The organism is Cedecea colo (assembly GCF_011808225.1).
Lineage (GTDB): Bacteria > Pseudomonadota > Gammaproteobacteria > Enterobacterales > Enterobacteriaceae > Dryocola > Dryocola colo.
In genome coordinates this window covers 224,369-235,079 of sequence record NZ_SOYS01000007.1, presented here as the reverse complement: position 1 = coordinate 235,079, position 10,711 = coordinate 224,369, and the positions used below count along the sequence as shown (strand labels likewise).

Below are 10,711 nucleotides of genomic sequence, written 5' to 3'. Positions count from 1 at the left end.
TTTCTCGGGCCGTTAGGTTACGAGCTGGGATCAGCACTCGCGACAGCGATCCTCTGGCTGTATGGCAAATTCGGTTTTGTTGCCACAGCAGTGCTTGCCGGTGCTCTGCCTTTTATCGTGGCAGCCGGGATGCACAAGCCTTTGCTGCCCTATGCCGTAGCTGCCATGGGTCAGTTCGGACGCGAGACGTTATATCTGCCTGCATCGCTGGCTCATAACATTGCCGAAGCCGGTGCCTGCCTTGCCATTACGATTAAAAGCAAAGACAAAAGCATGAAATCCACTGCGCTCTCATCCGGATTATCTGCTCTTTGCGGCATCACGGAACCCGCGCTCTACGGTATTACCTTGTTAAATAAAAAGGTCCTGTATGCAGTGATTATCGGCAGCGTGATAGGCGGCGGTTTTTTAAGTTACATGGCTGTCGCGGCCTTTGCTCTTGTCGGGCCAAGCCTGGCAAGTATTTCGATTTTCGCCGCTCCCGATAACCCAAATAACCTCATATACGCTTTTGCCGGGGCAGCAATATCTTTCGTGCTCACTTTCGCTGGGACTCTTCTGCTTTGGCAGGACAAAGCAGAAGTAGCTGCCGAAGAAACCTCTACGAACAAGCCGGCTGCCGAAGCCCTTAAAGAAGCAGTCCTGCGTAGCCCAATTCAGGGAAAAGTTACTCCTCTCGAAGAGGTCAATGATGATGTTTTTTCAAGCAAGATTATGGGCGATGGCATCGCAGTTATCCCAACCGTTGGGGCGCTTTATGCGCCAGCAGATGGGGTAATAATCCACGTATTCGAGAGTGGACATGCGGCGAGCATGCTTACGGATAACGGTGCTGAAATCATTTTCCATATAGGGATTGATACCATCCAAATGAACGGTAAAGGCTTCAGCCCTAAGATAAATGATAACCAGACGGTTAAGAAAGGCGATCTCCTGATTGAGTTTGACATCGGTGAGATCGTCAAAGCTGGTTATGACCCAGTAGTCGTAATGGTGGTTACCAATAGCGAACGCTTTGAGATGATTGCGGAAACATCACCGAATGAAATTGATAACCAATTCAGTATATTGACATTAAAGGAGGCCATATGAGCACGCATAATCCTGTATTTCCTGGCAACTTTCTCTGGGGCGCCGCTATTGCCGCAAACCAGGCCGAAGGTGCATGGAATGTTGATGGTAAAGGGCCGTCTGTGGCCGATGCCGTGCAGGCAAAACCCAAACTAAGCGTGAAGGACTATGCCGGACACATGGCTATCTCTGATCAGAATGTCGCTGATGCGCTTAACGGACTGAAAGATATAGACTACCCCAAACGCCGTGGCATAGATTTCTACCATCGTTACAAAGGCGATTTGGCATTATTCGCGGAAATGGGCATCAAAGCCCTGCGTGTATCGATTGCATGGACTCGTATTTTCCCCACGGGTGAAGACGCATCTCCAAATGAAGCAGGTCTGAAATTTTATGCGGACCTCTTCACTGAAATGCGGAAATACAACATAGAGCCGCTTGTAACATTGTCGCACTATGAGATGCCGCTTGTATTAAGCGAGAAATACAATGGCTGGGTACACCGTAACGTTGTTGATGCCTTTGTCCGGTTCAGCAATGTGTGTTTCGATCGCTACAAAGATTTAGTCCGTTACTGGCTGACCTTTAATGAAATTGACAGCATCATTCGTCATCCTTTTACAACCGCAGGGATCCGCGAGGAAAAGAGCGCGGAAGATATTTATCAGGCGTTACATCATCAGTTTGTTGCCTCCGCGATGGTAACTCGCGACTGCCATCAAAAAATCCCCGGGAGCCAGGTTGGCTGCATGCTGACTAAATTAACCACGTATCCGCGCACCTGCCATCCGGGTGATGTGGAGGCCACACTGAAGAAGAACCTCGAAAACTATTTTTACGCTGACGTACAGGTAAAAGGCTATTACCCACCGCTGATTAAGCGTGACCTGGAGCTTCGTGGTATCAACATCGAAATGCAGCCCAACGATTTAGCTATCATGCGCCAGCACACGGTCGATTTCGTTTCGTTCAGTTATTACATGTCCATGACGGAGTCAGTGCAACCTGATGCAGAGCGCACGCCAGGAAATACCGTTCTGGGCGTAAAAAACCCTTATCTTCCGGCGTCCGAATGGGGTTGGCAGGTAGACCCGGTCGGGCTGAAAATTTCGCTGCTTGAGCTTTATGACCGCTATCAGAAACCGCTTTTCATTGTCGAAAATGGTATGGGAGCCAAGGACGTAGTGGTGGACGGCAAGATCCATGATGAGTATCGCATTGATTATTTCCGTTCCCACTTCGAGCAGATGCTTGCAGCCGTTCATGAGGGCGTTGACCTGCTGGGCTACACTAGCTGGGGCACTATCGATATCATTAGTGCCGGTACGTCCCAGATGTCCAAACGTTACGGTTTTATCTATGTCGATCAGGATGATGAGGGTAACGGGACGCTTGAACGCCTGCGTAAAGACTCGTTCTACTGGTATAAGAAGGTTATCGCGACTAACGGCGCGGATCTTAGCTAACTGAAAATAATAGCTGCGGGATAGTATCGTGATTAAAGTTAAAAAAACCCTGAACAACAGCATGTTACTGGTGGATAACAACAACAGTGAAATGATTTTGTTTGGAAAAGGGATTGGATTCAACACCAGAGCAGGAACAACTGTCGAGCTGGCTGACATCGAGCAGGTCTTCATTCCGCTGGAAACCATGAAATCGCGGCATTTCCTTTCACTTACTGACGATATACCTGCAGCCTTTTTTGAAGCAACACACGATATCATCGTTATGGCGCAAAAAGCTTACGCGTCAAAGTTGAATAGCGTGCTGCTTTTTACATTATCAGAGCACCTTTATTACGCTGTTGAAAGAAGTCGCTCAGGCACCAACATCGTCAATAAATTAAGCTGGGAAGTTAAACGGTACTATAAGAAAGAGTATGAAATTGGCGTAATGGCCAGAGATATTATAGCGGCCAGGTTCAATACAGAACTGCCAGAAGATGAAGCGGTACATATCGCCTTTCATCTTATCAATGCGTCCTCTGAAAACCAGGGAGGCGATGCTCACGCACAAGTACAAATAGTAAACAGAGTTTGCGAAATAGTCAGATACAAATTTAAAAAGAGTATTGATACGGACACAATAAACTATAATCGCTTTATTACGCACCTTCGTTATTTTGCTGAAAGGGTAACCAGCAATAATATTGTTTATGATGAAAATAATGATTTTTATGAAGAGCTTTTGAAATTTCATCCATCGGCAATGTCCGTGGCCTGGGCTATACGGGATTATATTTCAGAAAAATATGCGCTTGCGCTTTCAAAAAGTGAACTTACCTGGTTAAGTATACACATCAGTCGCCTGGCTGCTGAATCATAATCATATCGCTCAGGCATTACCGACTAATAATAGTCAGAATGCTGGCAGCTAACCCGCAGTGTGCATTATCAATATCATAAAAAACAGGGTGTTGAATGCTTAGCTAATGCTCTATAAAAAGCCATATCGGCAGACATGGCTTTTATGCAAAACTTACGTATAGCCAATCGAATACCACTATTATCTCTTCGAGAAAATAAGACAATCAACATGCCAGGCACCGCTAATTAATAAGTATCCGTCTTATTTAATTGGACACGCTTAGCGCCTGAGCGCAGGCCCAGGCGGAGCTCCAGGCCCACTGGAAGTTATAACCGCCCAGCCAGCCGGTGACGTCTACCACCTCTCCGATGAAATACAGGCCCGGTACTTTTTTGGCTTCCATCGTGCGCGAGCTTAATTCGTTCGTATCCACGCCGCCCAGGGTAACTTCTGCGGTGCGGTAACCTTCCGTGCCGTTAGGCTGTACGCGCCAGGATTGCAGGGTTGCAACCAGTTCGCTTTGCTGACGCACGTTGAGCTGTTTTAGCGTGACGTCAGGAATTTGCTCCAGCTTTTGCAGGCATTCTACCAGACGTTTTGGCAGCATTATGGCGAGCGTATTTTTCAAACTCTGATTCGGATGGGCGGCACGTTGTTCATTGATAAACGCATCCAGATCGGTATCCGGCAGTAAGTTAACGCTAACAAACTCACCGGGCTGCCAGTAGCTGGAAAGTTGTAAAACGGCGGGACCAGAAAGACCGCGATGGGTGAACAGCAAGCTTTCGCGGAAGCTGACGCTGTTTTCTGCGCTAATGACCGCAGGCACCGATACGCCCGACAATACCTGTAATTGTTCCAGAAGCGGTTTATGCAAAGTAAACGGCACAAGCCCCGCACGGGTTGGCAGCACTTTCAGGCCAAACTGTTCCGCAACCTTGTAACCGAACGGCGTAGCGCCCAGCCCGGGCATAGAAAGCCCGCCGGAAGCAATCACCAGTTTGCCCGCATGAACGTCGTCGCCGTTAAGCCGGAGAGTAAAACCGCCTTCGCCTTGCTCAATATCCAGCACTTCGCTACGCAGGCGCGTCGTGACCCGGCCTTTCTCGCATTCGGCCACCAGCATATCGACAATCTGCTGCGCCGAGTCATCGCAGAATAGCTGACCGAGGGTTTTTTCATGCCATGCGATGCCGTGTTTACCGACCATGTCGATAAAATCCCACTGGGTATAACGCGCCAGGGCAGACTTACAGAAATGCGGGTTTTGGCTCAGATAGGACGCAGGTTCGGTATAAAGGTTAGTAAAGTTGCAGCGTCCCCCGCCCGACATAAGGATTTTGCGGCCTGGTTTTTTACCATTATCGATAAGTAACACGCGGCTGCCCGCCTGACCGGCCATCGCCGCACAAAACATTCCGGCTGCACCCGCACCAATAATAACGGCATCAAACTTTTCCACGACCGACTCCCGACTATGCTTAAGGGTGGGAATTGTAAAGATCGAATGCTGGTCGCACCAGCTTAAAGCGCGTTAACAATTGCAGGTAGTTGAAAAACAAAATGTAAATATTTTCTTTGTTTAGCTTCGACACAACAAACATCAAGAAAAGTCTATATTTCACTTGGCGCATTAAGCCGTTGTCTTACATAATGCGCCGCGTTCATGTCCTCAAAATGGCGTAACGTCTATGCTACATTTGTTTGCTGGCCTCGATATGCATACGGGGCTTTTGTTATTACTTGCTCTGGCATTTGTTCTCTTCTACGAAGCGATCAACGGCTTCCATGACACTGCAAACGCAGTGGCAACCGTCATCTATACCCGCGCTATGCGATCGCAACTGGCGGTGGTAATGGCTGCGGTATTTAACTTCCTCGGCGTTCTGCTCGGCGGGTTGAGCGTGGCGTATGCGATCGTGCATATGTTGCCAACGGACCTGCTGTTGAACGTAGGGTCCGCTCATGGCCTGGCCATGGTGTTCTCTATGTTACTGGCCGCTATTATCTGGAACCTCGGCACCTGGTATTGTGGTCTGCCGGCCTCCAGCTCCCATACGCTTATCGGTGCCATTATTGGCATTGGTTTGACCAACGCGTTGATGACCGGGACTTCCGTAGTCGATGCGCTCAATATCCCGAAGGTGATTGGGATATTCATGTCGTTGATCCTCTCCCCGATTGTGGGTCTGGTGATTGCGGGCGGACTTATCTTTTTGCTACGTCGCTACTGGAGCGGCACCAAAAAGCGTCGCCGTATCCACCTCACTCCGGCCGAGCGTGAGAAAAAGGACGGCAAGAAAAAACCGCCGTTCTGGACGCGTATCGCCCTGATTCTTTCCGCCATCGGCGTGAGTTTCTCCCACGGCGCAAACGACGGTCAGAAAGGCATCGGCCTGATTATGCTGGTACTGATTGGCGTGGCGCCTGCGGGCTTTGTGGTCAATATGAACGCCTCCGGCTACGATATTGCCCGCACCCGCGACGCCATTACGCACCTTGAGCAGTATTACGCGCAGCACGGCGATGTCATTAAGCACGTGGTGGAGCTTAATCCGGCCATTCCCGGGCCGGAAGAGGTTCAGAGCCAGGGTAAACCGACAGAGTTCCATTGCGATGCAAGCCGCGCCACGGTTGCCGTACAGCGCGCCAAAGAGTTGCTGGGTAATATCGACAGCTACGATAAGCTCAGCGTGGAGCAGCGCAGCCACATGCGCCGTCTGCTGCTGTGCATCTCTGATACCGCAGAGAAAGCGGCTGGCCTTCCGGAAACCAAACCGGATGATAAGCGCTTCTTAAAAGAGCTGAAAACAGACCTGCTGTATACCATCGAGTATGCCCCTATCTGGATTATCATGGCGGTCGCTCTGGCGCTCGGCATCGGTACCATGATTGGCTGGCGTCGCGTGGCGACCACTATCGGTGAGAAGATTGGTAAGAAAGGCATGACGTATGCGCAGGGTATGTCCGCGCAGATGACAGCCGCCGTCTCCATCGGTATTGCCAGCTACACCGGGATGCCGGTTTCCACCACCCACGTTCTTTCCTCCTCCGTTGCGGGGACAATGGTGGTTGACGGTGGCGGTCTGCAGCGTAAGACGGTAACAAATATTCTGATGGCCTGGGTCTTCACCCTGCCGGTCTCGATTTTGTTGTCAGGCGGGCTTTACTGGATTTCACTGCACTTAATCTAACGCTGTAGTTTAAAAGTAAAAAACGGGTCAGTTTACTGGCCCGTTTTTTTTCACGTTGCTTTCAAAGACTCAGTGCCAAATCATCAACCCGATAAGGCTGATAATCACCAGGCCGCACAGCGCGCTGGTCAGCATAAACTGGCGGCGGAGCCTTTCACAGCGGCGGATAAACTCATCGTCGTGATGATCCAGATAGCGCTGGGCGTAAATATAACGCACCAGGCGAATCTGTTTACTGGGTTGACCATGTGCTGTAAAAAATCCCCCGCCGTCGACGTACTGATACAGCAGCGGATCGCATCCACGAAGCACGACTAACAAAGCGCGCAATGATGAGTAGTAACGCGCCATATTCACCAGACAAACTACACAAAGCGCCCAAAATAGCGCAACGGTGCTGATCATGTTCCCCTCCCGGCGTAGCCACAGAGCATCGCTCCAGGACGACCGCTCACCCCGACAATCTCGACAGACAGTTCAGCAATCAAAAGCCACCGGTTCATACAGGTTTCCGGAACGGCTTATTTAATAGTGTAGGAGATCCATTATTTTTTTCGCCACTACGTTAATTATTATCAATACGGCAACCGTTATTTTGCGCGTGAATGTTTAAAAGGATGGCGCATTGACGGTTTTTATCATTCGGGATAGGGTAGAAATATCATCTACAATATGAAGTCTTTACGCTGTAATCCAAAGACGCACGGGAACATCTTACGGAAGGAGTAACATTATGGCTTACAAACACATTCTGATCGCGGTAGATCTCTCCCCGGAGAGCAAAATACTGGTAGAAAAAGCCGTTTCTATGGCGCGCCCTTACAACGCGAAGGTTTCCCTGATTCACGTCGATGTAAATTACTCCGATCTCTACACCGGCCTGATTGATGTCAATCTGGGAGATATGCAAAAGCGCATCTCTGAGGAGACGCACCACGCGCTGAGCGAGCTTTCTAACGGCGCAGGTTATCCCATTGCCGAAACCCTGAGCGGCAGCGGCGATCTGGGCCAGGTGCTGGTAGACGCTATTAAAAAATACGATATGGACCTGGTGGTTTGCGGACATCATCAGGATTTCTGGAGCAAGCTGATGTCTTCCGCACGCCAGCTTATCAACACCGTACATATCGATATGCTGATCGTGCCGCTGCGTGACGAAGACGAAGATTAAGAATTATTAATTCGCTAAATGGCAGGGTGGATAAGCGTCAGCGCCATCCGCCTGAAAAGATATAGCAGTACTAAAGTAGCGGCGGATGACGCAAGCCTATCCGCCCTACTTATTTTTTACTCCAGCGCTGTTTCCGCCGTCCCGGAATAAATATCAAAACGATGGCCTTTGGTCACCACGGCGTTGTGGGTTTCCAGGCCGCCAAGCGGTGGCGCATAATCCGGCCGTTTTACCACGACGCGTTTAGTTGCCAGCCGCCGCGCAGGTTCCAGCAAACCGTCTGCGTCTTCATCCGGCCCCACCAGCAACTGGAACACACGCATCTCTTTTTTCACCAGCGCGCTTTTTTGCTTATGCGGAAACATCGGGTCGAGGTAAACCACTTCCGGGCGCGGGGAGATATCGCTTAGTGCGGTAAGGCTTGAGGCGTGGATAAGCTGTAAACGCTCCTGCAACCAGCCGCCGATTTCCATATCCTGATAGCCACGGCGCAGGCCATCATCAAGCAATGCGGCAACTACCGGGTTACGTTCTAACATTCGCACACGACAGCCGACAGAGGCCAGTATAAACGCATCGCGGCCTAATCCCGCAGTAGCGTCCACCACGCCGGGCAGATAACCGCTTTTGATGCCGACAGCTTTTGCTACCGCCTCACCTCGCCCGCCGCCAAACTTACGGCGATGCGCCATCGCACCTGAGACAAAATCGACAAAAATACCGCCAAGTTTTGGCTCATCTCGCTTACGTAACTCCAGATGTTCCGCCGTTAAAACCAGCGCCATTACGGCGTCTTCGTCGTGCGTCAGCCCCCAACGCTCGCTCAAAAGAGATAAGGCGCCGGAGTCGGCGCCTGATTCAGTCAGTAAACAGATTTTCACGAAATGGCTCAGCCCTTGATGCCGTAATGCGCAAGCATGGCATCGAGCTGCGGCTCACGGCCACGGAAGCGTTTGAATAATTCCATCGGCTCTTCAGATCCACCGCGGGTCAGAATGTTATCAAGGAAAGCCTGCCCGGTTTCGCGGTTGAAAATACCTTCTTCTTCGAAGCGGGAGTAGGCGTCCGCGGCCAGCACGTCAGCCCACAGATAGCTGTAGTAACCCGCAGCGTAGCCGCCTGCAAAAATATGGCTGAAAGCGTGCGGGAAGCGACCCCACTGCGGCCCTGGCACCACGGCGACCTGTTTCTTGATTTCTGCCAGCGTATCCAGCACTTTCGCCCCCTGCTCAGGGTTAAATTCGGCATGCAGGCGGAAATCGAACAGGCCGAACTCAAGCTGACGCAGGATAAACAGCGCCGCCTGGTAATTCTTCGCCGCCAGCATTTTATCCAGCAGCGCTTTTGGCAACGGTTCGCCGGTTTCGAAATGGCCGGAGATAAACGCCAGCGCGTCCGGCTCCCAGCACCAGTTTTCCATAAACTGGCTTGGCAGCTCGACCGCATCCCACGGCACGCCGTTGATACCGGAAACGCCCGCCGTCTCAACCTCAGTCAGCATATGATGCAGACCGTGACCGAACTCATGGAACAGGGTGATCACTTCGTCGTGGGTAAACAGCGCAGGTTTGCCCTTCACCGGACGGTTAAAGTTACAGGTCAGGTAAGCGACCGGTTTTTGCAGCGAGCCGTCGGCTTTGCGCAACTGGCCCACGCAGTCATCCATCCACGCCCCGCCGCGTTTGTTTTCACGGGCGTACAGGTCTAGGTAGAAGCTGCCGCGCAGTTCGTTTTTTTCGTCATACAGCTCGAAGAAACGCACGTCCGGATGCCAGACGTCGATATCTTTGCGCTCTTTGGCGGTAATACCGTAAATACGTTTCACCACCTCGAACAGGCCCGCTACGGCACGGTTTTCCGGGAAGTAAGGGCGGAGTTGTTCATCGCTGATGCTGTACAGATGCTGTTTCTGTTTTTCGCTGTACCAGGTGATGTCCCATGGTTCCAGCTCGTCAACGTTGAATTCTTTCTTCGCGAAAGCACGCAGTTGCGCCAGTTCAGCTTCGCCTTGCGGACGCGCACGTTTTGCAAGATCGGTCAGAAACTCCAGTACCTGCTGCGGATTTTCTGCCATTTTGGTGGCCAGCGATTTTTCCGCATAGTTGCCAAAGCTCAACAACTGCGCCAGCTCGTGGCGCAGCGCCAGAATTTCTTCCATTACCGGCGTGTTGTCCCACTTGCCCGCGTTTGGCCCCTGATCGGAGGCGCGAGTGACGTAGGCGCGATACATCTCTTCACGCAGCGCGCGGTTTTCGCAATAAGTAAGTACAGGTAAATAACTTGGAATATCCAGCGTTAACAGCCAGCCTTCCTGTTCTTTCGCTTCGGCCTGAGCGCGAGCCGCCGCCAGGGCGCTTTCCGGCATACCGGCCAGCTCAGATTCATCGGTGATGAGCTTGCTCCAGCCCATCGTCGCGTCGAGCACGTTGTTACTGTAGGTGGAGCCCAGTTCGGACAGACGCGCGGCGATTTCACCGTAGCGCTTCTGTTTTTCTTTTGGCAGGCCGATACCGGAAAGCTTGAAATCACGCAGCGCGTTAGCAACGGCTTTTTTCTCCGCCACGCTCAGATCGGCATAGTACGCGCCGTCGCGCAAATCGCGATATGCCTGGTATAAACCTTCATGCTGGCCAACCCAGGTGCTGTATTCAGACAGCAGCGGCAGCGTTTGCTCGTAGGCCTCACGCAGCTCCGGGCTGTTCTGCACGGAATTCAGATGGCTTACCGGGGAGAAAATGCGGCCCAGACGATCGTCCACTTCTGCCAGCGGCTGGCAAAGATTATCCCAACGGTAAGGCGCGCCTTGCGCCACAACGCTTTCCACCTTCTCACGGCAGTCATCCAGCGCTTGCTGCACGGCAGGAACAACATGTTCAGGAAGCAGAGCGGAAAACGGAGGCAGATCGAAAGGAGTCAACAATGGATTGGTCATAAGCGCGGTTCCTGGTATCCGATAAGTAGA

General features: G+C 51.4%; 9 protein-coding genes. 5 read left to right on the top strand and 4 right to left on the bottom strand.

The genetic code is table 11. The features are described 5' to 3' along the window. The 3 genes from E2L00_RS15715 to E2L00_RS15705 form a co-directional block, all read left to right on the top strand. Positions 1-1,092, top strand: a 1,092-nt coding sequence (locus tag E2L00_RS15715) for a glucose PTS transporter subunit IIA (protein WP_167613259.1), incomplete at its 5' end; no start/stop codon positions are given. Further along, positions 1,089-2,540 (top strand): glycoside hydrolase family 1 protein, encoded by a 1,452-nt coding sequence (locus E2L00_RS15710; RefSeq protein WP_167613257.1) that lies wholly within the window; start codon positions 1,089-1,091, stop codon positions 2,538-2,540. The genes E2L00_RS15715 and E2L00_RS15710, both read left to right, overlap by 4 nt. Positions 2,541-2,568: 28 nt before the next feature. After that, positions 2,569-3,402, top strand: coding sequence for a PRD domain-containing protein (locus E2L00_RS15705; RefSeq protein WP_167613255.1), 834 nt, complete (start codon positions 2,569-2,571; stop codon positions 3,400-3,402). 247 nt (positions 3,403-3,649) lie between these two features. On the opposite strand, the gene E2L00_RS15700 is transcribed toward E2L00_RS15705, so the two are convergent. Continuing rightward, positions 3,650-4,846: an aminoacetone oxidase family FAD-binding enzyme gene (locus E2L00_RS15700; RefSeq protein ID WP_167613253.1), complete on the bottom strand. Its 1,197-nt coding sequence runs from the start codon at positions 4,844-4,846 to the stop codon at positions 3,650-3,652. Positions 4,847-5,075: 229 nt separating this feature from the next. Between E2L00_RS15700 and pitA the strand changes: the two genes are divergently transcribed. Continuing rightward, positions 5,076-6,578, top strand: a complete 1,503-nt coding sequence (gene pitA, locus E2L00_RS15695) for an inorganic phosphate transporter PitA (protein WP_167613251.1) — start codon at positions 5,076-5,078, stop codon at positions 6,576-6,578. A gap of 69 nt (positions 6,579-6,647) precedes the next feature. Here the strand turns inward: pitA and uspB are convergent, their stop codons facing one another. After that, complete coding sequence (uspB, locus tag E2L00_RS15690) at positions 6,648-6,983, bottom strand: universal stress protein UspB (protein WP_167613249.1); 336 nt, start codon at positions 6,981-6,983, stop codon at positions 6,648-6,650. 328 nt (positions 6,984-7,311) lie between these two features. On the opposite strand from uspB, the gene uspA reads away from it, so the two are divergent. Further along, complete coding sequence (gene uspA, locus E2L00_RS15685) at positions 7,312-7,749, top strand: universal stress protein UspA (RefSeq protein WP_167613247.1); 438 nt, start codon at positions 7,312-7,314, stop codon at positions 7,747-7,749. 116 nt (positions 7,750-7,865) lie between these two features. Here the strand turns inward: uspA and rsmJ are convergent, their stop codons facing one another. Both rsmJ and prlC read right to left on the bottom strand, forming a co-directional pair. Beyond that, a complete protein-coding gene (gene rsmJ, locus E2L00_RS15680) occupies positions 7,866-8,630 on the bottom strand; it encodes a 16S rRNA (guanine(1516)-N(2))-methyltransferase RsmJ (protein WP_167613245.1) in 765 nt (254 codons plus the stop codon). A gap of 8 nt (positions 8,631-8,638) precedes the next feature. Beyond that, a complete protein-coding gene (gene prlC, locus E2L00_RS15675; RefSeq protein WP_167613243.1) occupies positions 8,639-10,681 on the bottom strand; it encodes an oligopeptidase A in 2,043 nt (680 codons plus the stop codon). Between the last annotated feature and the right edge of the window lie 30 nt (positions 10,682-10,711).